This is a genomic window from Polaromonas sp. P3_B4, assembly GCF_056402835.1.
On record NZ_JBFUGQ010000001.1, the window covers coordinates 1578533 to 1604478 of the forward strand.

The window sequence follows — 25946 nt, forward strand, 5'->3', positions numbered from 1 at the left end:
TAAATCAGGCACCCGCTGCACTGATCGCCTGCCGGGCCCACACCAGCAACTGCGCCGGGTCATCGAGCAGCTCCGCGGGCGCGGCATAGTACTTGCGCACCTGCACCACACCGTTCTTTGTTGAGTAGCTGAAGGGCCTGGAGCCCTTCTTCTCATACGCCAGCCGCGAGGTGTCGTCCACCCGGAAGTACAGGGTGTTGCCCATGACCATGGCGAACTGCTTTCCGCCGTGCTTCATCGCATGGCCGCCAAAGAACGTTCCATCACGGATGTCTCCCAATGGCGCCAGCAGTTCACGCACATAGCGGACGAATTCGGCGCTGGCGCTCATGCTGCCTGCCCCGCTGCAGAGATTTTTTGCTTGAATTTCATGACAGCCATTATGGCGATGGACGCCTGCCGCCCGTCAGGCATTGCGGGTCATTGAAGGTGGCCGGATTGGCGCGGTCACAGGGAATGCTGCAATTGCCCGCACCCCGGCAAGCCGATTTAACGGACTCCTTGGCGGTTTGTTCCCAGTTGATATCAGCGCAGGCGCTGAGCAGGGCGACCAGGGCCGCGGCGATGGCTAGACGTTTCATGAGGAAGCTCCGGAACAGTGAATCAGGTGGTGTCGTCTGGCCGCGAAACCAGCAGGTCCCCCGGCTGGCAATCGAGAAATTCGCAAATGCGCATCAGCGTGTCAAAGCGCACGCCCTTGACCTTGCCCTGTTTGAGCAAGGACAGGTTGGCTTCGGTGATGCCGACATACGCGGCCAGGTCTTTCGATCTGGCCTTGCGTTCAGACAGCATCACATCGAGTTTGACAACGATGGGCATGCGGTGAGCGGTGAGCGGTGAGCGGTAGGCGGCGAAAGAGTCAGACGAACTGTGCGTTCTCTTCGGCCAGTGCCACTGCCCGCGCCATCACGGCGGCGATTTGCCAGACCATGCCGGCAAACAGCAGCGTGAGCAATTCATTGCTGCCCATGCCCAGGGACAGCGCACGCTGGCCGGCCGGCGCGCCGGATGTCAGCACCAGGGTGATCAGCGTTGACGACACCACGCTGGCCACCACCGACGCAAAAATGCCGGCGGCAAAACCGCGAAGATATTTGACAGTGCGCACACTGAAATATTCGGCCTGCGAAAAGCCGGAGAAGCAGCGCATGGCGCACACCAGCCCGTACGACGCGCAGCACACCGGCAGCACGCCCAGCAAGGCGGCAAAGCTTTTCTGGGCCAGCGTGACGTCAAGCGCAGCGGCTTGCGATGCCGACAACACAACCCCGGCGCGCAACAGCAGGCTTTCAACGGGCGTACTGAGCAGGTGGTAAGCCACCGCCAGCGGCAATGCCACCGCGAGCAAGGCACAAGCCCAGGCCAGCACGCTGCTAATACCCTGGACATCCGGCCCGGCGGGGGCCATGGGAGTTGCCGTATTTTTCAAGGGAGCACCTCTTTGCGGTGTTTAAAGGCTTCCAGTGTCTCAGAATAATTACTGTAAAACAATAATTAATAGCCATTAAACAGAAATTTTCTTCTCATCCAACCATCCGGCAGTGACACCTGTGAAGCCGCCGCTCAGGGGTTTGAGGTAAATTGACCCCACAACCGCCCGGTGCCCGCCGCTTTGCGGCCCCTGCCCGTTCACAGTGACCTCCATGCCGCCCTCACCCTCCAAACCCGCCCCCATCCGCAAAACAGCCTCCACTGCCAAGGCGGTCCAGCCGATGCAGTCACTCAAGGCCGTGCGCGTGCTGAGCCTGGCGCTCAACCTGCCGGGCCCGGCCGCCCTGATGCGCTGCCGCGAAATGGGCGCCCGCTGCGTGAAGCTGGAACCACCGCCGCACGAAGGCGCGCCAGCCGGCGCATCGGGTGACCCGATGAAGCTCTACAACCCCACCGCCTATGCAACCCTGCATGCGGATGTGCGCATCGCCACAGCCGACCTGAAAACCGAACGCGGCCAGACACTGCTGCACCGCGAACTGGCCAAAACCGACGTGCTGCTCACGTCGTTCAGGCCGGCGGCGCTGGCCAAGCTGGGACTGACATGGAAAGCGCTGCACAAACAGCATCCGCACCTGAGCCAGGTCGCCATCGTCGGCAGTCCGGGGGAACGGGCTGACGAGCCGGGCCATGATCTCACCTACCTCGCGCAGAACGACCTGATCACCGGTGTGGACCTGCCCGCCACGCTGTACGCCGACATGGGCGGCTCACTGATGGCCAGCGCAGCCGTACTGCAGGCGGTGATGCACCAGCGGGCAAAAGGCAAAGGTGTCTTTCTTGAAGTGGCCCTTTCCGGCGCGGCGGCTTACCTGGCCCTGCCCCGCGCCTGGGGGCTGACCCAGCCCGGTGCTGCGGTGGGCGGCGGGCATGCGGGCTACCGCGTGTACCGCTGCAAGGACGGACGCGTAGCACTCGCCGCGCTGGAGCCGCACTTTGCCGCGAGCCTGTGCGCAGCGGCCGGCGTGACGGCCTCCAGCATGAAGGCCATGTTTGCGCCTGCCACGCACGCGGCCATTGAGGCCTGGCTTCTGGGCAAGACGCGCAAGGAGCTGGACAAGCTGGCCGTGGAAAAAGATATTCCGCTACACACGCTGGAACGGTAATTCACTTGCACCGAACCATATATTCATGAGGAAGCAAGGAACGATTGCACGCTGGGACGCGGCACGCGGATTCGGATTCATCCGCGGCGAAACCTCAGGTGCAGACGTCTTTTTCCATCTGCGAGATGTACGTGGCGGCATGCAGCCGCGCCAAGGGACGGTTGTCACCTTTGAAGAAATTCACGTCGGCGGTAAAGGCCCACGTGCGATGGCGATCGAAGCAATGAGTGCCGAACGGGGTCTCACCTCCAGCCCGGCTCGCTCTCGCACTGAAAAGAGGGACACCCCTCAGCGGCGCCCACAAAAGCAAGCCGCCGCTTCGGCTGCAGGACCCGGTTTCGGGCTCATGCTGCTCATCAGCATGGCCTATGGCGGGTTGATGCTTTGGGCTGTCTGGCGCTCGCTGCTGCCCTGGTGGACATTGCCGGCGTCGTTTGTGCTCAACCTGCTGACGTTCTGGGTGTACTGGGCGGACAAACGCGCGGCGCAGACCGGTCAGTGGCGCACACCGGAAAACACGTTGCAACTCCTGGCGCTGGCGGGCGGCTGGCCCGGCGCATGGCTGGCACAGCAGGTCTTGCGGCACAAGTCGAGCAAGCAATCGTTTCGGGATATCTACTGGCTGATGGTCTTCTTGCACGCGCTGCTTGTTTGGGCCTGGCTGTTTTGGCCGCCGCTGAGAAAGTCGCTGACTGTCTGGCTGTAGTTTCAGGCTATCAGACTGCATTCGCTATCAAATCAGGAGCTGCTTGCGCTCGTCTTTATTGGGCAAACGGCCGATTTTATGCACGAACCAGATGCGCCGGCACCTTCGCGCATCAATACAGGATGGAGGCTGCCGGCAGCCTTTGCCAGCGCTGCCCCAGCAACACCTGCCTGACGAAGCCGTACAGGGCCCACAAAAGCAACAAGGGGATCACCAGCGTCTGCAGCACAAAGATCACGATGAGCCGGACGATGTGTTCGGTGGCCTGCTCGGCCGCCCGCTTGAGGCTCTCGAAGTGTTTTGTCACGTCACCGTTCTTTGCCAGCCAGTCTTTCAGGCTGTCCACCAGGCCGCGGTTGTCGGGGGCTGCGGCGGCCGGCGAATTGAGCTGGCCGGCCTTGCCGGTGGCGCTGTCGATCAATTGCTGGCTGGCGGCGTAGTCGGCCGCCAGGAATTTTTGCCACAGCATGTCGGTGCCCAGCGTGACCACCGGAACTGCAAAGCGCAGCATCAGCAGGATCACCAGCAACCTGGACAGCCACAAAGGCACCTGCGGCCTGCGCAGGTAACACCACCACCAGCCCAGCACCGTGGCACTCAGCGCCAGCGATACCGGCCAGTAGCTGCCAATGCTGATCAAGGCTTTCTGAACGCCGAACGCAACACTGGCCGCCAGCATCAAATGCGAAAACTGCTCCACCAGGTCGTTGACGGGATCCAGGATTTGCCCCGGCGCAAACGTGACACCCACGCCAAAAGGCTGCACAGACGCTTCGGTCCCCTGCGCCACCGAAATCACGCCGTTGAGCAGCCTGGCCGTGGCAAAACTCAACAGCGCCCTTTTCAGGCCGGCATCCACCTGCCGCATGGCGGGCGCATCCAGCGGCGCCAGCCATGCACAGGCCAGCACAGCGGCCATGGTGAAAGCAGCAAGTGCTTTGCGGGCAATGTCCATGGTGTCTCCAGAAGGTGTGAATGACGGCCGGGGCCGGTAGAAGATCTGAGGCCCGGCCGCTTGCCTCTACTTATCTTGCCAGAGAACCCCATCACATGCGGCCGTAACTACCCTCTCCTGCTGACTGCAAGAAGTCCATGACGTAAAACCGCGTCATGCGCCGGTCTTCTCGCGCGTAGCTCCATCAGGCCGCAAGTATTCACGCACCATGGCGCGTGCCCGGTGAATGCGGCTTTTGGTGGCTTCGCGGGTAAGCTGAAGGCGCTGCGCGATTTCGGTGATAGTGAGCTGCTCCATGTCGCGCAACAGCACCACCTCACGGTACATCAGCGGCAAGGACTCCAGTGCACGGACCAGGTCGATACGCAATTCGTCCTGCGGCATCTGCGCGAAGTACTGGTCCTTGTCGTAGTCGGTAAGCGCCTGGGTGCCGCGCATCAGCGCAAGCGCCGGCATCATGCACAGCCGCGCGATGATCTTGAACATCCAGCCGCCCAGGGCTGCGGCGTCACGCACGGTGCCGACGCGGCGGTAGATGATGATGAGCGCCTCCTGCACCACGTCTTCGATGGCGGAGCCGCGGTGGCACTGGTAGCGGGCGTAACGGCGGGCATCGGGCTGCAGCTGCCGCAGCAGCGAAGCCAGCGCGGCCGGGTCACCGGCCTGCGCTGCGGCAAAAAGGGCTATTTCAATGGCCATCACCAAGGGCCCGGCTTTTCCAGCTTGCGGCCCACCATGGCGCAAGCCGGGCAAAAGCCCAACAGCCCTGTCAGCGCTGTGACCACACCGGCGCAGGCCGCGAGCAAACCAGGCGGCGTTACACCCAGCACCAGCAGGCCGCAAACGGCCATCAAGGCGCCGGACACACCACGCGCCCAACGCTCTTTGGGCCCCACATTTTTGCGATAGAACATGAAATCTCCTTTGGCTGCCGTCAAAAATGCGGCATCGCTGCAAGGAGGGGTCATGCGGGCAAAAGGATTCACGTTGGGGGAAATATTGTTGGGATATTTTTGAGATGGAGCACCCGTCAAGCTTAGCCGGGCACACCGAAGCTGCCGGTACGTGCACGTAGTTGCTATCAATTCAATAGCTGCTTGCGCACGTTCCCATTGGGCTCAAAGCCAATTTCATTCATAAAAAAGGCTCCATCGGAGCCTTTTTACATCGAAATACCTGCGCTGGCAGCGCCTAGCGGCCCTTGCGGCCACCGGGCTTGCCACCGGCGCCCTGCGCCAGCGGCGGCAGGCCGGTGTGACGGGTCAGCAATCGGCCCTTTACCACCGGCGAAGCCTTGACTGTGGTGGCCGTGCCGGTCGAGTTCTTGCGCCGCGCGCTGGTGTAGCTGCCGTCGGTCATCGGCTGGAAGGTCGGAATCAGGTGGTGCTTGCCGTTGCCGATCAAATCCGCCCGGCCCATGGCCTTGAGCGCTTCGCGCAGCACCGGCCAGTTGTTGGGGTCGTGGTAGCGCAAAAAGGCCTTGTGCAGCCGGCGGCGGCGCTCGCCGCGCACGATGTCCACCGTCTCGCTGTCGCGCGTGATCTTGCGCAGCGGGTTCTTGTTGGTGTGGTACATCGTCGTGGCCGTGGCCATCGGACTCGGGTAAAACGTCTGCACCTGGTCGGCCCTGAAGCCGTTTTTCTTGAGCCAGATCGCCAGGTTCATCATGTCTTCGTCGCTGGTGCCCGGGTGGGCGGCGATGAAGTACGGAATCAGGAACTGCTTCTTGCCGGCTTCCAGCGAATACTTGTCGAACATCTGCTTGAACTTGTCATAGCTGCCGATGCCGGGCTTCATCATCTTGGTGAGCGGGCCCTGCTCGGTGTGCTCGGGCGCGATCTTGAGGTAGCCACCCACGTGATGGCTGACAAGCTCTTTCACGTACTCGGGGCTTTGCACGGCCAGGTCGTAGCGCAGGCCGGAGCTGATGAGAATCTTCTTCACGCCCTTCAAGGCCCGCGCGCGGCGGTACATCTTGATCAGCGGGTTGTGGTCGGTGTTGAGGTTCGAGCAGATGCCCGGGTACACGCAGCTCGGCTTGCGGCAGGCGGCCTCGATCTCGGGCGACTTGCAGCCGATACGGTACATGTTGGCGGTTGGCCCACCCAGGTCGGAGATCGCGCCGGTAAAACCCTTGACGGTGTCGCGGATCGCCTCGATCTCGCGGATGACAGAGTCTTCGGAGCGGCTCTGGATGATGCGGCCTTCATGCTCGGTGATGGAGCAGAAAGTGCAGCCGCCAAAGCAGCCGCGCATGATGTTGACGCTAAAGCGGATCATCTCCCACGCCGGGATCTTGGTGGCGCCGTCATGGCTGCCGTTTTCGTCGGCATAGCGCGGGTGCGGTGAGCGCGCGTAAGGCAGGTCGAAGACGTAGTCCATCTCGGCCGTGGTCAGCGGGATGGGCGGTGGCGTGATCCACACGTCGCGCGCGGTGGCACCCTCGCCGTGGGCCTGAACCAGGGCGCGTGCGTTGCCGGGGTTCGTCTCAAGGTGCAGCACGCGGTTGGCGTGGGCATACAGCACCGCATCGCTCTTGACCTGCTCGTAAGACGGCAGGCGGATCACGGATCGGTCGCGCGGGGGAACCTTGATCTTGCCCTGCGCAGTGTGCACTGTGGACGGCAGATTCGGGTTGGCGACGAAAGTCAGCGGCTTGATGGCCGGGTTGGCCGCGGCGGCGGGCTTGACGGCCTTGGCGAGCACAGGCGAGCCTTTTGCTTCCGCCTCAACCGCCACTTCAGCGGCTTCATCTTCCCGCGCGCAAGTCGCGCCCTGTTCCCGCGCCTGGTCGGAAATCATCAGATATGGGTTGACATGCGCTTCGACCCGGCCCGGTGCATCCACGCTGGTGGAATCGATTTCAAACCAGCCGTTGGCGGTTTCGTCGCCAGTGCGGCGGATAAAGGCGGTGCCGCGAACGTCGGTGATGCTGCCCACCGGCTCTTTAGCCGCCAGGCGATGGGCGATCTCGACTATCGCGCGTTCGGCATTGCCGTACAGCAACAGGTCGCATTTCGCATCGACCACCACGCTGCGGCGAACTTTGTCGGACCAGTAGTCGTAATGCGCGATGCGGCGCAGCGAACCTTCAATGCCGCCCAGGATGATAGGCACGTCTTTGTAGGCTTCGCGGCAGCGCTGTGAATACACCAGCGCCGCGCGGTCGGGGCGTTTGCCGCCGATGTCGCCGGGGGTGTAGGCGTCATCACTGCGGATCTTGTGGTCCGCCGTGTAACGATTGATCATCGAGTCCATGTTGCCGGCGGTCACGCCGAAGAACAGGTTGGGCTTGCCCAGCACGCGGAAGGGTTCGGCGCTTTGCCAGTCGGGCTGGGCGATGATGCCGACGCGAAAGCCTTGCGCCTCCAGCATGCGGCCAATGACGGCCATACCGAAGCTCGGGTGGTCTACATAGGCGTCGCCCGTGACGATGATGATGTCGCAGCTGTCCCAGCCGAGCGCGTCCATTTCGGCCCGGCTGGTGGGCAAAAATTTGGCCGTGCCAAAGCGGGCCGCCCAGTACTTGCGGTAACTGGTGAGCGGCTTGGCGGCGCGCGCAAAGAAGGAGACGTCGACGGGGGCGTTCATGGAGGGTTTGGGGTAACCCTCCATTGTAAGGTTTACCCTGAGTTTTGCCTCTTTATTCGGCATTTAAGCCCTACAAACACCTCTCAATGCACGATTGGCACGTTTAAAGTGGCCGCGTGGCCACGAACGGCCGCGAATAAACACGCTTTACTGACTCCTCACACACCCATGAGCCCTTTCACCGCTGCCCTGCTAGCAGACTCGATCCTGGTGTTGCACGTCGCTATCGTCGCCTTTGCCGTGCTCGGCCAACTACTGTTCATGGCCGGCGGCTGGTGCGGTTGGGTCTGGGTTCGCGCGCCGTGGGTCAGGCTCACGCATCTGGCGCTGATCGGCTTTGTGGTGGCGCAAAGCTGGCTGGGCGAGATCTGCCCGCTCACCATTTGGGAACAGGCCCTGAGGCAGCTGGCCGGGCAAGCCAGTTATGGCGGCTCCTTCATTGAGCACTGGCTGTCGCGGCTGATCTTCTTCAACGCGCCGGCGTGGGTGTTCATGGTGGCTTATACCGGATTCGGCCTGCTGGTGTTGCTGAGCTGGTGGTGGTGGCCGCCCCGCTGGAAGCGCGCCAGGCCCCGCAGCGCCTAGCCGTGCTGCTCGCGGCTGTCCGCCGGCGCCTCGTCCCGTTCGTTCAGCCCGTAGTCACGCAGCACATGGGCCACACGCAGGCGGTAGTTTTCAAACACGCCACCGCGCCCGCGGCTTTGCGCCTTGCGGTGGGATTCCAGACGGCGCCATTCCATCACGGCGGCTTCGTCCCTGAAGAATGAGAGCGATAGCAGCTTGCCCGGGTTGCTCAGGCTTTGAAAACGTTCGACGGAAATAAAGCCGTCTATTTGCTCGAGCTGCGGCTTGAGCGCAGCAGCAATATTGAGATAGGTCTGCATGTTGCCTTCAGCGGGCTGCACTTCAAAAATGATGGCGATCATGTGGAGCTTTCAGTCGCGGTATCCATCAGAAAAAACGGGATGCGGGCGTTCATGGAAGGCCGGTAGTGCCAGCTGCCCAGTGTCGATAGCTGCAGCTTGCCTGAATCCAGCAAGGACTGGATGGCTGCGGCTGCGACGGTGCAGGCCAGCGACTGACCGGGGCACTGGTGCGCGCCCCTGCCGAAGCCGGGCACCTCACGGCTCGCGCGGTCCAGCAAAAACCGGTCGGGCTCCGGGTTGCACAAAGGGTCACGGCCGGCGGCCGCCAGAACCACCAGGATGGCATCGCCCGCCTTCAGGGAAACCCCCGCCACCTCCGTTGCCTCTGCCACAAAACGGCGCGTGTTGTGGATGGACGGGTCGTGGCGGCTGACCTCGTTCACCATCTGAAGCAGCTTGCCCGGATCCTGCCCCACGGTTTCGGCCAGGCCCGGCTGCGTGGCCAGTGCCACCAGGCTGTTCCCGACAAGTCCGGCAGTCGCCTCGCAGGTCTGCGACAGCAGGCCGACCAGGTTGGCGAGCAACGCTGCGGCGTCATTCCAACCCACCTTCTGCGCTTCCAGCCGGACACGGGCGACGGCGCTCTCCGGGCTTGCGTCCGCCTGCACCAGCGCCGAGAACCTTGCCAGCAAGGCCGCTGCAGCATCACCCGCCGCAGCTAACTGCTCCGGCGTGCTGAGCGGAGACAGGCACGCCACAAAGTCGCGCGTCCAGCCTGCAACAAGCGGCAGTTCGGCCTGCGCAAAACCCAGGGCATCAGCGACTGCCATCACCGGCACATCAAAAACCCACTGCGACAACGCCGCTCCGCGCAGGGGTTCGCCACCCATGGCTTTCGCCCCAATCAAGCCAGTGCGCTCGCCAACACGGTCCAGATCCAGCGCGGCCAGGAAACGCTGCAAGGCCAGTTTGGGTGCGTCGTGCCGGAGGCCGTCGTTCATGCGAACCAGGTGGCCGAACACCTCACCCGCCGCCGACCCGACGATGGCCTGCGGCACGGGCTCAGCCGCCGGCCTCACACGGCATGCCGGGTTGCCCAGCACGGCATTGACCGCGGCCGCACTGGTCGCGACCCAGAGCTTGCGTGGTGCGTCAAACACCAGCGGTGGGCCGGCCACCAGCGCGGCGTAATAAGGATAGGGGTTAGGGTGGCTGGGTGCCGCGAGGATGTGTTCGGGATGCATGCTGCCATTCTTGCGCAAGGGCTGACCGGATGCTTCGTCGCGGGGCGAAGTGTTGGCAGTTGCCCCGGGTCCTCCTGCGGGGACATGGACGCAGCCAGCCGGCAGGGTTAAAGAGCTTCGAAACAGCTGCTCAAGGGCTCACCGGCCCAGAAATGCTAAAAACCAGCTTTTTTAGCATGAAAAGTGTCGCCCGCCCTTATTTAACAAGCGCGAGCAGCTATCAACTTGATAGCAAAATACATCTGCAACACAAGATGCTTTACAGACCCCTGGCCGGCAGCACCTGCCCACGGCATTCGCCAAAACCAATCCGCCGGAAGCCTTCGCGCACGCAGCTTGCACGCAGGATGACGGCGTCGCCGTCCTGCAGGAAGATGCGCTTTTCGCCATTGGCCAGGGTCAACGCATTCTTGCCGCCCATGCTCAGCTCCAGCAACGAGCCGGCCTGTTCCGGCGCCGGGCCTGACAGCGTGCCCGAGCCCAGCAAATCACCGGGCTGCAGGTTGCAGCCGTTGACGGTATGGTGCGTGAGCAGCTGTGCCACCGTCCAGTAGGCGTCGCGAAAGTTCGACTGCGACAGGCGCTCGGGGCCCCGGCCGGCTTCCCGCATGGCCTCGGTCTCTATCCACACTTCCAGCGCCACATCCATACCGCCCAGGCGGCGGTTGCCTTCCGAGTCCAGGTACGGCAAGGGCTGCGGGTCGCCTTCGGGCCGTACGAACGGTGCGCGAAACGGCGCCAGTGCCTCCATCGTGACGACCCACGGCGAGAGGGTGCTGGCGAAGTTTTTGGACAGGAACGGGCCGAGCGGCTGGTATTCCCAGGCCTGCACATCACGCGCCGACCAGTCGTTAAGCAGCACCATGCCAAAGGCATGTGCTTCAGCCTGAGCCATGGCGATGGGCTCGCCCAGCGCGTTGCCCTGCCCCACCAGTACGCCGAGTTCCAGTTCGTAGTCGAGTCGCTGGGTGGGACGCAACGCGGGCGCCGCGTCGTCCGGGCCTTTGGTCTGGCCCAGCGGGCGGGGAAAGGCCTGGCCGCTCACGCCGATGGACGACGCGCGGCCGTGGTAGCCGATGGGAACCCACTTGTAATTGGGCAGCAGCGGCGCATCGGGCCGAAACAGCTTGCCGACGGTGGTGGCGTGGTGGATGCCGGTGTAAAAGTCGGTGTAGTCGCCGATGCGGCAAGGCAGGTGCAGGGTCACCGAATCCTGGGGGGACAAAAAGTTCTTCCACTCAGCCTGCTTTGAGCTGCCCTCTGCGAGGCCTCGCGAGATCGCCGCTCTCAGCGCGCTCGTTGTCGCCAGGCTTTGTGCCATCAACCCGTTCATATCACCGGTATCGAGCAGCCCGGCCGCCCGAACATCCAGCACCTGGTCGCCAATGGCCACGCCGATCTTGCGCGCGCCCTGCGGCCCCTGGCTGTAGGTGCCAAACGGCAGATTCTGGATGGGAAAGTCTGTTCCCGCGTCATTCGCAGATGCGACCCAGCTGCGCAGCCCAAGGTCGTGGGTGGCGTTGAGTGACTGGTTCATGCGCGTCAGCCCTTGAACTGGTCTTTGAGCCCGGCCCAGCAACTGCTGTAGCCGGCATCCAGCGCCCCACCCTCCAGCGCATAGGCCGTCGGGATGAAGCGGTAGCGGCTTTCAAACATGAAGGCCAGCGTGTTGTCCAGCTTGTGCGGCGCCAGTGCGGCCGTGCTGGCTTTCTCGAAGGCTTCGGTGTCCGGGCCGTGCGGCACCATGCAGTTGTGCAGCGACGCGCCGCCGGGCTTGAAGCCTTCGGGCTTGGCGTCGTACTGGCCATAGACCAGGCCCATGAATTCGCTCATGAGGTTGCGGTGGTACCAGGGCGGGCGGAAGGTGTTCTCGGCCACCAGCCAGCGTGGCGGAAAGATCACGAAGTCGGAGTTGGCCGTGCCCACTGTGTCCGAGGGCGAGGTCAGCACGGTGAAGATGGATGGGTCCGGATGGTCATAGCTGATGGAGCCGATGGTCATGAAATGGGCCGTGTCGTACTTGTAAGGCACCAGGTTGCCGTGCCAGGCCACCACATTGAAGGGGCTGGCCGCTTGCCTGGCCGACCACAGGCGGCCGCCGAATTTCTTGACGATCTCAAAGCCGCCCTTGGGCGCAGGCGCGCTGTCGAACGCCGCCGTAGGTGCCAGGAAGTCACGCGCATTGGCCAGGCCGTTGGAGCCGATCGGGCCGAGTTCCGGCAGGCGAAAGTGCGCGCCGTAGTTTTCGCAGACGTAGCCGCGCGATGCGCCGTCGGGCAGGCCCACGCTGAAGGCCATTCCACGCGGCACCACGGCGATTTCCCCGGGAGTGACATCCAGGATGCCGAGCTCGGTCGTGACCACCAGCCGGCCCTGCTGCGGCACCAGCAGCATCTCGCCGTCGGCATTGACCAGCGCGCGTTGCAACATGGAACGATTGGCGACATACACCTGCGCGGCCATGCCCGTCTGCGCTTCGGCGTCGCCGTTGGCGGCCACAGTGCGAATGCCGTCCACAAAATCCAGCGGCTCGGGGGGAATGGCGAATGGATTCCAGCGCAAGGGATCGGGCGGCACGGCGCAGCCACCCGCCGCGCCGGTCGTCCACTGCGGCTGTTCATACGGCTTGTAGCCACCTGTCATCACAGAAGGCTGGCGGCGGTACATCCAGGTGCGGCGGTTCTCGGCGCGCGGCGCGGTGAAAGCGGTGCCGGAAATCAGCTCGGTGTACAAATCGTGCGGCGCGCGCTGCGGGCTGTTGCGCCCTTGCGGCAGCGCGCCGGCAACGGCCTCGCTGGCAAATTCATTGCCGAAGCCGGACTGGTAATGCAAGGTGTTGGTGCTCATGGATGTTTCCCCCGGGAATCTGCAATGTTCAGTTCAACGAATCGACGCCATCATTCTTCAGCATCGCCGGGCTCACCACCGCCGGCCTTGGCCTTCTCGATCAGCCTGTCGAAAAAATCACTGAGCTGCGTGCGCTCGGCCGCGCTCAGCACGCCAAAAATGTCCTGGTTGCGCTGCCCCACCACTTCCATGGTGCGCTGCCATGCCTTTTTGCCTTTGGGGGTGAGTGTCAGCACCACGCCGCGCCCATCCGTCGGGCTTGCGGCCTTGACGACCAGGCCCTGATCGACCAGCGACTGGGCCGCACGGCTGGCCTGGCCTTTGTTCAGATTGGCTTTTTGCGCGAGGTCGTTCACCGACAGCGGCGCGAAGGTGCCCACGGCCGTGAGGCAACGGGCATCACTCATCGACAGGCGCGCGTCCGCCACATAAGCACGCTGGCTTTCAATGTCCGTCAGCTTGTGCAGAAGGTGCAGGCGGTAGGTCAGGGTTCTGTCGAGCTTGATCATGTAGCGACCGGGTAAGTTTATGGTTGCGTCCGCAACTATAAACCGATCCGGTTGCGCCCGCAACCATTTATCAAGACGGGCCCGAGGGGCCTCTTCGGGAGGCCCTAGTTACGCACCATCGTCATCTGGCCGCGCACTTCCCCTGCGGGATAAGCAGCTGTGTGGATGTTGGCATACCAGCGGCCCGCCATCAGGTCGGCGGCCTGGGCGGCCGTCAGCGTGGCGCTGCCGTCCATGGGGCTGCGGACGGGGCTGGCCCATCCCAAAGCAACACCGGCGTTGGCGCCGATGACGGCCGGACCATGGAAGTGTCCCGCAGTCGCCGGGCCGGTCAGACGGGTGTAGTTGACCTTCCAGCGCAGCAGGTTGGTACTGGTATCGAAAACGGCATCGACCGAGCCGCTACCGGTGCTGGCATTGGCGGGCACCTCATTGGCGCCGCGAAGCTGCGTGGTGAATGCGACCAGGCTGGATTGCTTGTTCATCACGCCGCAGCCCGTGGTGGCGGCAGCGGCTACGGCCATCGCGGCAAGGGAAACTCGGGTGGCGGCGCGGCGTGAAAGCATGGGTCAGCTCCTTGAAAAGTTGCAGCCGATTGTGCGCGCTGCACGCAGATCAAACCCGTAGGACAAACCCCATGCGAACAGTCGGTTCCGGACGACGCCCGTACCCCATCGCACACCGACACGCCTGCGTGCACGCGGGCCGGAGACTGGACTGATAGTTGTGGCCTGCACTCCCCACTCCCCCAGGCCAGCCCGCAATCATCAGCAGAAAGACTCACACCATGGCATCGCGCGTTTTATGGAAAGGGGCCATCAGTTTCGGCCTGGTTCACATCCCCGTAGCGCTGCATTCGGCCACCTCGGAAAGCGGCATTGACTTCGACTGGCTGGACAAGCGCAGCATGGACCCTGTGGGTTACAAGCGCGTCAACAAGCGCACGGGCAAAGAGATCACCCGGGAAAACATCGTCAAGGGCGTCGAATACGAAGACGGCCAGTACATCGTGCTGTCGGAAGAAGAGATCAAGTCCGCCTACCCCAAGACCACCCAGACCATTGAAATCGAAAGCTTTGTGCCCAACACGGAGATTCCTTTCGTTTACCTGGAGCGGCCCTACTACATCGCCCCCATCAACAAAGGGCAAAAAGTCTACGCACTGCTGCGCGACACCCTGCTGAAGACGCAGCGCGTGGGCATCGCCCGCGTCATCATCCAGACCAAGCAGCACCTGGCCGTGCTGGTGCCTTCAGGCCCGGCGCTGATATTGAACCTGCTGCGCTGGGGCGCCGACATCCGCTCGCTCGAGGAGCTGGATCTGCCGCCTGTCGGCGCCAAGGCCGCGGGCCTGTCCGACAAGGAACTGGCGATGGCCAGACAGCTGGTGGACGACATGACCGGCAAATGGGACCCGGAGCAGTTCTCCGACTCCTTCAGGGACGACATCATGGCGCTGGTCAAACGCAAGGCGAAGGAAGGCAAACTGGAAAGCGTGGTGCAGCCGGAAGAATCCGGCGAACCCGAAGCCCGCTCCGGCGCCAAGATCATTGACCTGACGGAGTTGCTGCAGCGCAGCCTGCGCAAAGGCGGCGGCAATGCCTCCAAAACCAGGGCAGCCGACAAAACCACAGCGAAAACCAGCAAGGCTGCAGCCAAAAGCCCGGCGCGCAAAAAACCCGCCGCCAGGGCGCGCGCGCATGCTCCCGCCAAACGGCGCGCCGCCTAACCCGCCACCTGCTCGCCGATAGACCTTATGGGCGCCCGCGACCTGCTAAAGCCTTACCGCGCCAAGCGCGACTTCTCCCGCACGCCTGAGCCTGCACAAGGCGGCACTCGCACGCACAAGGCGCTGAGTTTCGTGATCCAGAAACACGACGCGCGCAACCTGCATTACGACTTCCGCCTGGAGCTTCAGGGCACGCTCAAGAGCTGGGCAATTCCCAAAGGGCCCAGCCTGGATCCGTCCGTCAAGCGCATGGGCATGCATGTGGAAGACCATCCCATTTCCTATGCAGGTTTCGAAGGCAGCATTCCACCAAAGCAATACGGCGCGGGCGACGTGATTGTCTGGGACCGCGGCCTGTGGACGCCGCATGGAGACCCGGTCAAAGGGCTGAAAGACGGGAAACTCAAATTCGAGCTGCACGGCGAAAAACTCAAGGGCGGCTGGACGCTGGTGCGCATGCACGGCCGCGGCAATGAGAAGCAGGAGCCCTGGCTGCTGATCAAGGAACACGACGGCTACGCCCGCCCGGAAACGGAGTTTGACGTGCGCGAGGCCCTGCCCAACAGCGTGCTCTCGGGCAAGCCACTGCCACGCGACACCGCGGAAAACCCCGGCAAGGCGGGCGCTTCGGCCAGCGCTGGTATCGGGAAGACAGCCGCTACCCGAAAGACCGCCAGGAAGATTGCCAAACAGGGACGCAGAAACACACCCGCTACTGGCACCCCCGAAGGCGCCGTCGCGGCAAAGCTGCCACAGACACTGGCTCCGCAACTGGCCACCCTGGTCGCACGTCCTCCAGCCGACCCGCAAGGCTGGGCCTACGAGATCAAGTACGACGGCTACCGCCTGCTGGCCCGCATCGACGGGTCGTCGGTTCGCCTCATCACGCGCAAAGGCAACGACTGGACAAACAAGCTGCCCAAGCTGGCGAAGGCCGTGGGCGCGCTGGAAATTTCGTCTGGCTGGGTAGACGGCGAAATCGTCGTGATGAACGAACACGGCGTGCCCGACTTCGGCGCGCTGCAAAACGCGTTTGACCATGCCAGCACGGCCCGCATCATTTTTTACGTGTTCGACCTTCCCTACTTTGACGGGCTGGACCTGCGGCAACTGCCACTGGCGCAGCGCCGTGAAATCCTCTGCGCGCTGGTCACCCGCAATCCGCAGGACACCATCCGTTTCAGCGATGCGTTTGATGAAGCACCGCAGGATCTGCTTGAGTCGGCCCGGCGTGTCGGGCTGGAAGGCGTGATCGGCAAACGCGTGGACTCGGCTTACGTGTCACGCCGCTCGCCGGACTGGATCAAGCTCAAGACCCAGCTGCGCCAGGAATTCGTCATCGGCGGTTACACCGAACCCAAGGGTTCGCGCGCCGGCCTGGGTGCACTGATGCTGGGCGTGCACGACGGCGAAGGCGCGCTCCTGTACGCCGGCAACGTCGGTACCGGCTTTAACGACGCAACGCTCAAGGACCTCAAGGCGAGGCTGCAAAAGATCCACGCCGACCGCAGTCCTTTTACCAGGGTGCCCGCCGGGGTCAAGGGCCAATGGGTCAAGCCGCGTTTGCTGGCCGAAGTGGCCTTTGGTGAATGGACCCATGGCGGCCATATCCGCCACTCCGTATTCCAGGGCCTGCGCACCGACAAACCCGCAACAAACATCCTCCGTGAAAAACCCGCCGTCCTGGAGCGCGGCAAGAAAGGCACTACCGTGAACCCCGCCCAAAAAACCTCCACCGAAAAACCTACCGCGAAGGGTGGCCTGAACGTCCCTGAAAAAAAGACCGCGAAGTCCGCCCCTGCAGCGCTGAAGTCCCTGCGTGTCACGCATGCTGACCGGGTGATCGACAGCAGCACCGGCTTCACCAAGCAAAACGTGGTCGAGCACTACGCACAGGTCGCGGCGCTGATGCTGCCGCACCTCAAGGCCCGGCCCACCGCGCTGGTGCGCGCGCCTTCGGGCATAGGTGGTGAGCTGTTCTTCCAGAAGCATGCCGAAGCTACGTCAATTCCCGGCATCAAATTGCTGGACCCCGCGCTGGACCCCGGCCATGGTCCGCTGCTGGAGATTCCCTCCACAGCCGCCCTGCTGGCGGCCGCGCAGATCAACGTGATCGAGTTCCATACCTGGAACGCCACCACGCGCGCCATCCACAAGCCCGACCGCATGACGTTCGACCTGGACCCGGGTGAAGGCGTTGCCTGGCCGCAGGTTCAGGAAGCTGCGCAACTGGTGCGCGCTTTCCTTGACGAACTGAAGCTCGTGAATTTCCTGAAAACCAGCGGCGGCAAAGGCCTGCACGTGGTGGTGCCGCTCAAGCGGCAATACGATTTCGACACCGTGAAGGATTTTTCGCATGCCATCGTGATGCACCTGGCCACCGTGATCCCCCAGCGCTTTGCCGCCAAGAGCGGCCCTAAAAACCGCATCGGCAAGATTTTTCCGGACTACCTGCGCAATGGATTTGGCGCCACCACCGTCGCGGCGTGGTCCATGCGTGCCCGGCCGGGCCTCGGCGTGTCCGTCCCTGTCGATTGGGATGAACTGGCCTCGCTGACCGGCGGCGCACACTGGACGGCGCAAACCCTGGGCGGGCGCCTGGCCATCGGCAACCAGCCCTGGGAGACTTACGAGGCGTCACGCAACGGGCTCACCGCCGCCATGAAACAAGTGGGCTTCAAGGCGCCACCGGCCGCGAAATAGCCCTCACGGCGGCCCTGCCTGGGTTGTCGTTGCACTCCTACAGACCCAAGGCCTACGGCCTGACACGCGGGTGAAGGGCTTGAGCCTAGATTCGCCTGGATAAGGAGTTCTGTTTGCCCGGCCTTATTCAAGGGATGAACCAGAAATGCTCACCATGAAGCAGCTCGATGAAATGGATTTGACGCTTTACCTGCAGACTGAAGGTCGGCGAATGGCCGCAGAGCTCCGAGGCAAGACACTGCCGGACGCAGAAAACCAGTCGCCCACACCGCCTGACTCCTGTCCGCCCGCGGCTCGGCACCCCAGTGCCCACGGGCCCGCTCAACAGCAATGCGCGACCCCGGCCCCGGCACGCAGCCTGAGCGAGGCCTTGCAGCGCATGGGTGTGACGGGCTCACCTTCGCGCCGGGTGTAGGCATTCGCCGCGACTTGCGGCCCAAGGGCTGGCCCTGTTGCCGGCTGCGTCCTATTATTCAGACAGCGCCATAGAACGCACCTGGAGACACCCATGAAACCCTACCTGCCCTTTGTACTGGCGACCTTGTTTTTCCTGTCCGGCTGCCCCGACAACAAGGTTCCCAAAGCGCCACCCAAGGCGCCCGAGCCCAAAGCCGAAACTGTCGCCACGCCGATACCTTTCATGGTTGCAATCAAAAGCAGCCTGTCCGGCCCCCTTTCATGAAAAACCGTGGATGGCCATCCGGCATGTTTGCGGCCATCTGCCTGGCCGGATGTGCCGGCACAACAGCAGAGCCGCCCCCGCACCCCGTTAGCGTCGACGGGCAGACCTATCTCATCAGCCAGCTGACAGCCGGCACCTGGACAGCCATTGCTCCAGGGTCAAAAGGCGGCAGCGTCATATCGACCCCTTCGGGCCGCGCAGCATTGCTGCAGGCGATTGAACTGCGCTCCGGCTGCAAGGTCACCGATGCTGACTATTCACGCAACGGCGTACAGCTCGACGCCCAGGTGGATTGCGCAAGCAGCCTGAAGAACTAACGGGGGCACTCCCGACATGGAGGAATAAAAAAAGGGGCGACAAACGCCGCCCCTTGGTTTGCCGAGCCTCGAGTGCCGACAAAAATCTTACCGATTCCTTGTGTGCGAAGGCCGACCCTTATCAGGCCTTCAGCGCGTCGCGCAGGGCTTTCACCTGGTCATGATTGCGCTGTGCGCCCTGGGCCTGGCGTTCCACCACGGCCCTGATACCGGCGGGGAAATTACGCTTCAGGGCTTTGCGGTAGCGTGCCACTGCAGCGTCTTCGCCGCGCTCGCATTCATTGAGCATCGCCTGGTCGCTCAACGCGCTCAGCGTGGCCCGCACGGAAACCCATCCGCGATGCAATGCACCGCTGACCGAGCCGCCTTCGTCGGGCTTCCCGCCGAGCTGGCGAATCAGGGTTTGCAGCTCCAGGCCCGCAGCCCGGCATTCATCGGCATGGCGAAGCAGCAGTGTCTTGATGTCCTGCGCCTTGGTGTGCCCGGCGCATTCGCGGAAACCATACTCACCGTCACGGCAAGACTCGAGCAGGTCATTCAGGCTTTCGATGATGGCGTCATCGTCGGCCACTGCGTCATCGCCCGTTGCGACGGCGGTCTTCAATGCACCTGGGTACCGGTTCTCCCCCCTGGCCCAGGCCGCGCGGGGATCAGGATTCTGGTCGTGTTGTTCCTTTGCCATGGTGTGCTCCTTTGTCTCTTGTCGCTTTGTGAAAAGCTGCCCAGACGCCGCCTATAGGGCAACGTGGTGATTTCCAGACATCTGAATCGATGGTGCAACCCAGGGGAGTACCGCACGGTCAGGCAAGCACAGCCACTTTTGTAGGAGAACGCCGCGCACGCCCAGGCAAACTGCCGCGTCAAAAATTTACGCGATTTCGGCCACCAGGCCTTTCAGGGCCAGCGCAAGCAGCTATCAAAACAGGAGCAACGACAAGAAAGAGAATTTGGGCTTTGGAGTACCCAGACGATGGCAGCAGCACTGCCATTGAAAACCCGGCCCTGAATCCACGGCTGAATCCACAGCAAATGCCAGCGCGTCCGCTTGTCCTACATCCGATTAACACGCCTCCCACAAACATGTTCCTGTGCGGGAGCTAAGTTGAAACTGTCGGCAAGCGCATCCGCCTTCATTCAGTCGCGCTGACGTTACTTTTTACTTTTGGAGCTCCCATGACAGCCGCCCTCAACGAATCCCTGCACGGCAAGACCCTGCGCTGGAGCTTCAAGGACGGCCCGACGAAGGGCCTTAGCTTTGAGCATATTTTTTCGGCCGACGGAGGGGTGACCTGGCGCAGCACCGGTCCGGGTTCAAAAGACCACCACGAAAGCGCCAGCGCCGCCGTGAAAATTTCGGACGACGTGCATGTGGTGTCTTATCTTTCAGCCGAAAGCGGCTACACGATCACGGTAGCGCTCAATCTCAAGACCGGCACAGCCACAGGGTTTGCATCCAACGGCAAGGACTGGGTCCAGCAGTCGGGCACTTTTGAAGTGCTGGGCGCGAGCCGTTAGCCTGCGGCGGCAATCTGCCGCAAGGCCTGCTCAAACACTTCAGCGGGTTGCCCACCAGAGATCAGATGGCGGTCGTTAATGATGACGGCCGGCACCGAGTGGATGCCCTGGGTCAGGTAGAACTGTTCGCGTTCGCGCACCTCTGCCGCGTATTCGCCTGACGCCAGCACCTCCCGCGCCCGGGCTTCATCCAGCCCCACTTCGGCAGCCGCTTTCGCCAGCACCTCGTGTGAAGCCGGGCTCTGGCCGTCGGTGAAGTAGCGCTTGAAGAGCAGTTCCTTCAGCGCCTTTTGCTTGTCCACACCTTCCAGTTCGGCCCAGTGCAGCAGGCGGTGCGCATCAAAAGTGTTGTAGATGCGGCTGCGCCCGCCGCCGGGCTCGTCGGCCATGCTGAACTTGAAGCCGACCTGCGCGCCGCGCGCGCGGATGTTCTCACGGTTGGCCTGGGCCTGCGCGGGCGTGATGCCGTATTTCTCGGTGATGTGCTCGGTGATTTCCTGGCCTTCGGGCGACATCTTCGGGTTGAGCTCAAAGGGCTGAAAGTGCAGTTCGGCCTGGATGTCGCCGTGCACGCGCTCCAGCGCCTGGTCCAGCGACTTCAGGCCAATCACGCACCAGGGGCAGGAAACGTCGGACACGAAATCGATTTTGAGTTGGGTGGTCATGGGGGGGCCTTGAGGGTTGCTGTTCTGGCAGACCGATTTTGGCCCGCAGCAAACCAGCTTGCGGTTCCCCCGGGGATATTCAAGTACCCGGCGCGAGGTTAATCAGCGGGAGCCACCCCTGCCTGGGGCCGTCTGTGGCAGCCCTTTTCAAGAAACTGTCACACAAGCTTCCTAAGATTCCCGCAGCGCAGCCCGACTTGCCCCGCCGGAGTGCGCGGCCAGGGCTGCGGCTTCGCGATCACCCACCTGAAACACTGGAAACCATAACAATGTCCGACCTGGCCACCCCTTCCCTTCCCTCCCGCCGCACGGCCCTGAAATTCCTGGCGACTGCGCCCATGCTGCCGCTGGGGGCCCTGGCCTCCAGCACCCTGCTGTCGGGCTGCGCCACCGGCAGCGGCCCCGCCGCTGCGGGCAATTACTTGTCTTCCAGCTTCACCTCCATGGCCGCCCCAACGCTTGCCAACGCGGCCGCCATGGCCACCACCACCGTGGGCTCCAGCCTCCAGGTGCGCCTCAAAGACAACAGCACGCAGAGCTACAAGCTCGCCTACCAGCCCTTCTTCGTGACCGGCGACATGGTGCCGGACGGCAAGGGCGGCACCATCCTCGCCGGCGGCTATGTGGACATCAGCAACCGGCCCATCATTGACCGCTCGGTGCCCGGCAAGGAACGCCAGATATTCTCGGACGGACCTGACGGCACCTCGCTGCTCGGCCTGCCCAATGCCAACGTACCCGGAGTCAAAGGCAAAGCAGTTTTTGCCGTAGTTCAGTTTGAATACACCACGCGAGACCTGGCTGGCGCCGACGCTTACGGCAACCTGCCCTCACCCATCGCCGTGCTGACGCTGGACCAGGACCAGGCCACCGGCAAGCTCAGCCTCGTGAAATACCACAACGTGGACATGTCCAAAGCGCATGGCCTGTGGATCACCTGTGGCGCCAGCCTCTCGCCCTGGAACACCCACTTGTCCAGCGAAGAGTACGAGCCCGATGCCCCCTTCGCCGCGGAAAGCGCGCAATTCAAGAAGTTCAGCAAGAACGTCTATGGCGACGAAACCAAAGCGAACCCTTATCACTACGGCCACCTGCCGGAAGTCACCGTGCATCCCGACGGCACCGGCACGGTCAAGAAACACTACAACATGGGCCGCATCTCGCATGAGCTGGTGCAGGTCATGCCGGACAACCGCACCGTGCTGATGGGCGACGACGCCACCAACAGCGGCCTCTTCGTCTTTGTGGCGGACCGTGAAAAAGACCTGTCTTCCGGCACGCTGTATGTGGGCAAGCTGGGCACCGGCTTCTCGGTCAACCCTGCCGACCAGGGCGCGAAGATCTCCTGGATCAAGCTGGGCCACGCCACCAGCGCCGAGATCGAAAAGATGGCCGACACGCTCAAGCCCGCCGACATCATGGCGGTATCGAAAACAGACCCCGGTGATGCGAGCTTCACCAAGGTGTTTTATGGCGGCAACGCCAACTGGATCAAGATCAAGCCCGGCATGGAAAAAGCCGCAGCCTTCCTGGAAACCCACCGCTATGCCTACCTTATGGGCGGGAGCATGGGATTTTCCAAAATGGAAGGCACCACCGTCAACATCAAGGACAAGGTCGCCTACTCGGCGCTGCAGAATATCCAGGACTCCATGGTCAAGACCGGCAAGGGCTGGAACGCGGCCAGCGGCATCGCGCTCGACAAGGCCCTGATCGCCGGCGGCGTGATGGCGCACAAGCTGGACGGCGGCCAGAAAGACCTGGGTGGCAACGCCATCGACAGCGAATGGATGCCGGTGCACACCAGGGCCCTGCTGGTCGGCGAAGACATTGCCGCCGACGCGCTGGGCAACAAGGCCGACCCCAACCAGATCGCCAACCCCGACAACCTGAAGTTCTCGGAAAAAATGCGCACCCTCTTCATTGGTGAGGACAGCGGCTCGCACATCAACAACTTCATCTGGGCCTACAACGTCGACACCCGACAGCTGTCGCGCCTGATGTCCATGCCCGCGGGCGCCGAAGCCACCGGCCTGCATGTGGTGGACGACCTCAACGGCTGGACCTACATCATGAGCAACTTCCAGCATGCGGGAGACTGGAACTCGCTGCATGGCAAGGTGCAAGCCACGCTGGATCCGCTGGTGCGCGCGAACTACAAGGACCGCTTCGGCGCGGCTGTCGGCTACCTCACCGCGGACCCCAGCAGCATCAAGCTGGGCTGATTGGCGACGTAACCATAAACATGTTCGCCTGCACCGCCTTCGGTGCCTCAGGCGGAAAGCGGGCTCATGGCCTGCTTTCCGCTTTTTTTATGGCACCGGATTAAATGCCGCGATGGATTGTGCGGTGTGCGCCCCTACCCGCTCGTCCCTAGAATGTTCAAAATAACGATGGCCGGCCTGACGTGACCTGCTGCGCTGGAAGATACGCATCAAAACGCCCTCTAACCCATACAGGACGAGCGCAAGCAGCTATCAAAAACAGAGCATCTACAGCGACAACATTGAGACAACCCCGAGACAAATCCATGCGATACGCCCAGACCGATCTGATCAACTACGCCCAAACCCTGCTGACCACCGCCGGGCTGGAGCACGACAAAGCCGCTGCCGTGGCCGACATCCTGGTCCAGGGCGACCTGATGGGCCACAACACCCACGGGCTCGCCCTGCTGCCGGGCTACCTGGCTGAGCTGGAATCTGGCGCGATGGAAAAACTCGGCACCCCAACGGTGCTGGCCGACCATCCGGCCGCCGTGACCTGGGACGGCCGCCGCTTGCCCGGCCCCTGGCTGGTTCTGCAAGCGATGGCATTGGCCACTGAGCGTGCCGCAGCCCAGGGCACCTGCACCGTGGTGATTCGCCGCAGCCACCACATCGCCTGCCTGGCCGCCTATCTCAAGCGCGCCACCGATCAGGGCCTGATGATGTTGCTGACCTGCTCGGACCCGAACACGGCCAGCGTTGCCCCCTTTGGCGGGCTGGACCCGGTGTTCACACCCAACCCGGTTTCTGCCGGCATTCCCACCAACGGCGTTCCGGTGCTGATGGATGTGTCCACCTCGGCCACGACGAACGGCATGACCAACCGGCTGCACAAGGAAGGCCAGCGGCTGCCTGCTGCCTGGGTGATGGACGGCCACGGCGTGGCCAGCGACAACCCTTCGGTGCTGTTCGACGAACCCAAGGGCACCATCCTGCCGCTGGGTGGCATGGACTCGGGCCACAAGGGTTATGGCCTCACCTTGCTGGTAGAGGCATTAACCGGAGGCCTCGCAGGCCACGGCCGCGCCGATCCGAAAGAGGGATGGGGCGCGACGGTGTTCCTGCAGGTGATTGACCCGCGCACTTTTGCCGGCCTGGATGCCTTCATACGCCAGACTGGCCATGTCGCCGATGCCTGCCGCGCATCACGACCCGCGCGAGCAGGGTCTGCCGTGCGCACCCCGGGGGAAAAAGGCATTGCGCTGGCAGCCAGGCAAATGGAATCGGGCGTGGAGCTCTACCCCTCCATCCTGCCCGCACTGTCAAGCTGGGCCATCAAGCTTGGGGTGACAGAGCCGTCTGCCGCCCACTGAAGCGCAGCCTTTCCAGGGGAAAACCGATCCAGCCAGCCGTTGCCGCTGACGGGTTTTCTGCTTGCAGCGCCTGCTGCTCAGCCTTTGGTATTACAGAAACCATCAAAAATTTAAAGCGACCCCCGCACACCCGGGGTTTGTCCCTAGGCGGGGAATTTTTCAGGTCCACATAATTAGTGCGTCGTTCAAACTAATTCTGAAGTGCTGCGTTTGCAGCGGAACGATTACCGGGATTCAGCTGGGTTTTCAAAACTACACGCCCGACTGGGCAGAACTATCGGAGACATTCATGAAACTAAAAAATTCCCTCACCGCAATGGCACTCAGCCTGGCCGCTGCCGGCGCATTTGCGCAGGTCACTGTCGGCGTCAGCTGGTCCAACTTCCAGGAGGAACGCTGGAAAACCGATGAGGCAGCCATCAAGACGCAGCTTGAAAAGCTGGGCGCCAAGTACATCAGCGCAGACGCCGCGGGCTCCCCCGAAAAACAACTGGCGGACATTGACGGCCTGATGGCCAAGGGCGCCAAGGTCCTGATCGTGCTGGCCATGGACAAGGACGCCATCCTGCCCGCCGTGAACAAGGCCACCAAACAAAAAGTGCCGGTTATTGCCTACGACCGCCTGATCGAGGCACCCGGCGTGTTCTACATCACCTTCGACAACAAGGAAGTCGGCCGCATGCAGGCCCGTGCGGTGTTCCAGGCCAAGCCCAAGGGCAACTACGTGATGATCAAGGGCTCTCCCACCGATCCGAATGCCAACTTCCTGCGCGAAGGCCAGCAGGAAATCATTGACGCCGCCGTCAAGAAAGGCGACATCAAGATCGTGGGCGAGGAATACACCGAGGGCTGGAAGCCTGAAGTCGCGCAGAAAAACATGGAACAGATCCTGACCAAGAACGGCGGCAAGGTCGATGCTGTGGTGGCCTCCAATGACGGCACCGCTGGCGGTGTCGTGGCGGCGCTGAGTTCCAAAGGCCTCAAGGGCGTACCGGTGTCCGGCCAGGACGGTGACTTTGCCGCCCTGAACCGCGTGGCCATGGGCACCCAGACCGTGTCGGTGTGGAAAGATGCGCGCGACCTCGGTAAACAGGCGGCCAGCGCAGCTGTCAATCTGGGTGCCGGCAAAAAAGTCGACGGCGCGACCTCCTGGAATGGTGGCGAGAAAAAGATCGCCCTGCAGGCCCAGTTCCTCAAGCCCGTGCCTATTACCCGCGACAACCTCGATGTGGTGGTGAAAGCCGGCTGGATCAAGAAAGACGAACTCTGCAAGGGTGTCACGGGCAACGTCGCGGCCTGCAAGTAATACAGGCTTTAATACAGGCGTTCAACCACCTGCTCCCCGTTCTGCGCAAGCAGGCAAGGCAACCGGCCTGTAGGTTGCCTTGGGGAGTGCTGCATCCTCAAAACCATGCAATTTCCCGTTCGATTCCTGCGCAA

At 62.8% G+C, this 25946-nt stretch carries 28 protein-coding genes and 1 pseudogene; 13 read left to right on the top strand and 16 right to left on the bottom strand.

The annotated features are described in order from the left end of the window. Window positions 1-4: 4 nt before the first annotated feature. From AC1DVV_RS07585 to AC1DVV_RS07600, 4 genes are read right to left on the bottom strand one after another with little or no spacing between them, the layout of a single operon-like run. Complete coding sequence (locus AC1DVV_RS07585; protein ID WP_477690121.1) at window positions 5-331, bottom strand: TfoX/Sxy family protein; 327 nt, start codon at window positions 329-331, stop codon at window positions 5-7. 49 nt (window positions 332-380) lie between these two features. Continuing rightward, complete coding sequence (locus AC1DVV_RS07590; RefSeq protein WP_477665938.1) at window positions 381-581, bottom strand: hypothetical protein; 201 nt, start codon at window positions 579-581, stop codon at window positions 381-383. A 22-nt stretch (window positions 582-603) separates the two neighbouring features. Next, window positions 604-819: a helix-turn-helix domain-containing protein gene (locus tag AC1DVV_RS07595; protein ID WP_092127875.1), complete on the bottom strand. Its 216-nt coding sequence runs from the start codon at window positions 817-819 to the stop codon at window positions 604-606. Between the two features lie 40 nt (window positions 820-859). Then, window positions 860-1429 carry a DUF2975 domain-containing protein gene (locus AC1DVV_RS07600; RefSeq protein WP_477665937.1) on the bottom strand — a complete coding sequence of 190 codons (570 nt, stop codon included), beginning with the start codon at window positions 1427-1429 and terminating at the stop codon, window positions 860-862. A gap of 214 nt (window positions 1430-1643) precedes the next feature. On the opposite strand from AC1DVV_RS07600, the gene AC1DVV_RS07605 reads away from it, so the two are divergent. The 3 genes and pseudogenes from AC1DVV_RS07605 to AC1DVV_RS07615 all read left to right on the top strand — a co-directional run bounded on the left by AC1DVV_RS07605 (window position 1644) and on the right by AC1DVV_RS07615 (window position 3303). Then, window positions 1644-2597 carry a CoA transferase gene (locus AC1DVV_RS07605; RefSeq protein WP_477690120.1) on the top strand — a complete coding sequence of 318 codons (954 nt, stop codon included), beginning with the start codon at window positions 1644-1646 and terminating at the stop codon, window positions 2595-2597. Window positions 2598-2622: 25 nt separating this feature from the next. Beyond that, window positions 2623-2805: pseudogene (locus AC1DVV_RS07610) on the top strand (cold shock domain-containing protein); the annotation flags it as partial. Between the two features lie 138 nt (window positions 2806-2943). Then, window positions 2944-3303 carry a DUF1294 domain-containing protein gene (locus tag AC1DVV_RS07615; protein WP_457280988.1) on the top strand — a complete coding sequence of 120 codons (360 nt, stop codon included), beginning with the start codon at window positions 2944-2946 and terminating at the stop codon, window positions 3301-3303. Window positions 3304-3415: 112 nt separating this feature from the next. On the opposite strand, the gene AC1DVV_RS07620 is transcribed toward AC1DVV_RS07615, so the two are convergent. From AC1DVV_RS07620 to AC1DVV_RS07635, 4 genes are all read right to left on the bottom strand, one after another. Next, window positions 3416-4258, bottom strand: a complete 843-nt coding sequence (locus AC1DVV_RS07620) for a hypothetical protein (protein WP_457306986.1) — start codon at window positions 4256-4258, stop codon at window positions 3416-3418. A 153-nt stretch (window positions 4259-4411) separates the two neighbouring features. After that, window positions 4412-4957 (bottom strand): RNA polymerase sigma factor, encoded by a 546-nt coding sequence (locus AC1DVV_RS07625; protein ID WP_477690119.1) that lies wholly within the window; start codon window positions 4955-4957, stop codon window positions 4412-4414. Beyond that, window positions 4957-5172 (bottom strand): YgaP family membrane protein, encoded by a 216-nt coding sequence (locus AC1DVV_RS07630; protein ID WP_477702279.1) that lies wholly within the window; start codon window positions 5170-5172, stop codon window positions 4957-4959. The genes AC1DVV_RS07625 and AC1DVV_RS07630 overlap by 1 nt, the downstream gene beginning before the upstream one ends. A 277-nt stretch (window positions 5173-5449) precedes the next feature. Next, window positions 5450-7849, bottom strand: a complete 2400-nt coding sequence (locus tag AC1DVV_RS07635; RefSeq protein WP_477665932.1) for a YgiQ family radical SAM protein — start codon at window positions 7847-7849, stop codon at window positions 5450-5452. Window positions 7850-8017: 168 nt separating this feature from the next. Here AC1DVV_RS07635 and AC1DVV_RS07640 point away from each other — a divergent pair, with 168 nt between their 5' ends. Next, entirely contained in the window at window positions 8018-8434 is a 417-nt protein-coding gene (locus tag AC1DVV_RS07640) for a DUF2784 domain-containing protein (RefSeq protein ID WP_457280722.1), read from the top strand. On the opposite strand, the gene AC1DVV_RS07645 is transcribed toward AC1DVV_RS07640, so the two are convergent. The 6 genes from AC1DVV_RS07645 to AC1DVV_RS07670 form a co-directional block, all read right to left on the bottom strand. Continuing rightward, window positions 8431-8775, bottom strand: coding sequence for an antibiotic biosynthesis monooxygenase family protein (locus tag AC1DVV_RS07645; protein ID WP_477665931.1), 345 nt, complete (start codon window positions 8773-8775; stop codon window positions 8431-8433). The genes AC1DVV_RS07640 and AC1DVV_RS07645 overlap by 4 nt on opposite strands. Beyond that, complete coding sequence (locus AC1DVV_RS07650; protein ID WP_477702280.1) at window positions 8772-9959, bottom strand: cytochrome P450; 1188 nt, start codon at window positions 9957-9959, stop codon at window positions 8772-8774. The genes AC1DVV_RS07645 and AC1DVV_RS07650 overlap by 4 nt, the downstream gene beginning before the upstream one ends. A gap of 259 nt (window positions 9960-10218) precedes the next feature. Continuing rightward, window positions 10219-11496, bottom strand: a complete 1278-nt coding sequence (gene fahA / locus AC1DVV_RS07655; protein WP_477702281.1) for a fumarylacetoacetase — start codon at window positions 11494-11496, stop codon at window positions 10219-10221. Between the two features lie 5 nt (window positions 11497-11501). Beyond that, on the bottom strand, window positions 11502-12806 hold the full coding sequence (gene hmgA, locus AC1DVV_RS07660) for a homogentisate 1,2-dioxygenase (RefSeq protein WP_477702282.1): 1305 nt from the start codon (window positions 12804-12806) through the stop codon (window positions 11502-11504). A gap of 50 nt (window positions 12807-12856) precedes the next feature. Continuing rightward, the gene (locus tag AC1DVV_RS07665) at window positions 12857-13315 is read right to left on the bottom strand and encodes a MarR family winged helix-turn-helix transcriptional regulator (protein ID WP_457280717.1); all 459 of its coding nucleotides are present in this window, start codon (window positions 13313-13315) and stop codon (window positions 12857-12859) included. 104 nt (window positions 13316-13419) lie between these two features. Then, a complete protein-coding gene (locus AC1DVV_RS07670) occupies window positions 13420-13881 on the bottom strand; it encodes a CHRD domain-containing protein (protein ID WP_477702283.1) in 462 nt (153 codons plus the stop codon). Window positions 13882-14102: 221 nt separating this feature from the next. Between AC1DVV_RS07670 and ku the strand changes: the two genes are divergently transcribed. From ku to AC1DVV_RS07695, 5 genes are all read left to right on the top strand, one after another. Then, window positions 14103-15044 (top strand): non-homologous end joining protein Ku, encoded by a 942-nt coding sequence (ku, locus tag AC1DVV_RS07675; protein ID WP_477690115.1) that lies wholly within the window; start codon window positions 14103-14105, stop codon window positions 15042-15044. 27 nt (window positions 15045-15071) lie between these two features. After that, window positions 15072-17747: a DNA ligase D gene (gene ligD / locus AC1DVV_RS07680; protein ID WP_477702284.1), complete on the top strand. Its 2676-nt coding sequence runs from the start codon at window positions 15072-15074 to the stop codon at window positions 17745-17747. A 154-nt stretch (window positions 17748-17901) separates the two neighbouring features. Continuing rightward, window positions 17902-18162: a hypothetical protein gene (locus tag AC1DVV_RS07685; RefSeq protein WP_457280713.1), complete on the top strand. Its 261-nt coding sequence runs from the start codon at window positions 17902-17904 to the stop codon at window positions 18160-18162. A 93-nt stretch (window positions 18163-18255) separates the two neighbouring features. Continuing rightward, window positions 18256-18429 (top strand): hypothetical protein, encoded by a 174-nt coding sequence (locus AC1DVV_RS07690; RefSeq protein ID WP_457280712.1) that lies wholly within the window; start codon window positions 18256-18258, stop codon window positions 18427-18429. Then, window positions 18426-18746: a hypothetical protein gene (locus AC1DVV_RS07695; protein WP_477690113.1), complete on the top strand. Its 321-nt coding sequence runs from the start codon at window positions 18426-18428 to the stop codon at window positions 18744-18746. The genes AC1DVV_RS07690 and AC1DVV_RS07695 overlap by 4 nt, the downstream gene beginning before the upstream one ends. Before the next feature lie 121 nt (window positions 18747-18867). Here the strand turns inward: AC1DVV_RS07695 and AC1DVV_RS07700 are convergent, their stop codons facing one another. Continuing rightward, complete coding sequence (locus tag AC1DVV_RS07700; protein ID WP_477690112.1) at window positions 18868-19428, bottom strand: ferritin-like domain-containing protein; 561 nt, start codon at window positions 19426-19428, stop codon at window positions 18868-18870. 491 nt (window positions 19429-19919) lie between these two features. Here AC1DVV_RS07700 and AC1DVV_RS07705 point away from each other — a divergent pair, with 491 nt between their 5' ends. Then, window positions 19920-20261: a MoaF N-terminal domain-containing protein gene (locus AC1DVV_RS07705; RefSeq protein WP_457280709.1), complete on the top strand. Its 342-nt coding sequence runs from the start codon at window positions 19920-19922 to the stop codon at window positions 20259-20261. Here AC1DVV_RS07705 and AC1DVV_RS07710 read toward each other — a convergent pair. Next, window positions 20258-20926 (bottom strand): DsbA family oxidoreductase, encoded by a 669-nt coding sequence (locus tag AC1DVV_RS07710; protein ID WP_457280708.1) that lies wholly within the window; start codon window positions 20924-20926, stop codon window positions 20258-20260. The genes AC1DVV_RS07705 and AC1DVV_RS07710 overlap by 4 nt on opposite strands. Before the next feature lie 269 nt (window positions 20927-21195). Here AC1DVV_RS07710 and AC1DVV_RS07715 point away from each other — a divergent pair, with 269 nt between their 5' ends. The 3 genes from AC1DVV_RS07715 to xylF all read left to right on the top strand — a co-directional run bounded on the left by AC1DVV_RS07715 (window position 21196) and on the right by xylF (window position 25812). Beyond that, window positions 21196-23151 carry a PhoX family protein gene (locus AC1DVV_RS07715; RefSeq protein WP_457280707.1) on the top strand — a complete coding sequence of 652 codons (1956 nt, stop codon included), beginning with the start codon at window positions 21196-21198 and terminating at the stop codon, window positions 23149-23151. Window positions 23152-23456: 305 nt separating this feature from the next. Continuing rightward, window positions 23457-24506: an Ldh family oxidoreductase gene (locus AC1DVV_RS07720; RefSeq protein WP_477665923.1), complete on the top strand. Its 1050-nt coding sequence runs from the start codon at window positions 23457-23459 to the stop codon at window positions 24504-24506. 289 nt (window positions 24507-24795) lie between these two features. Next, the gene (xylF, locus tag AC1DVV_RS07725; RefSeq protein WP_457280705.1) at window positions 24796-25812 is read left to right on the top strand and encodes a D-xylose ABC transporter substrate-binding protein; all 1017 of its coding nucleotides are present in this window, start codon (window positions 24796-24798) and stop codon (window positions 25810-25812) included. Window positions 25813-25946: the final 134 nt, after the last annotated feature.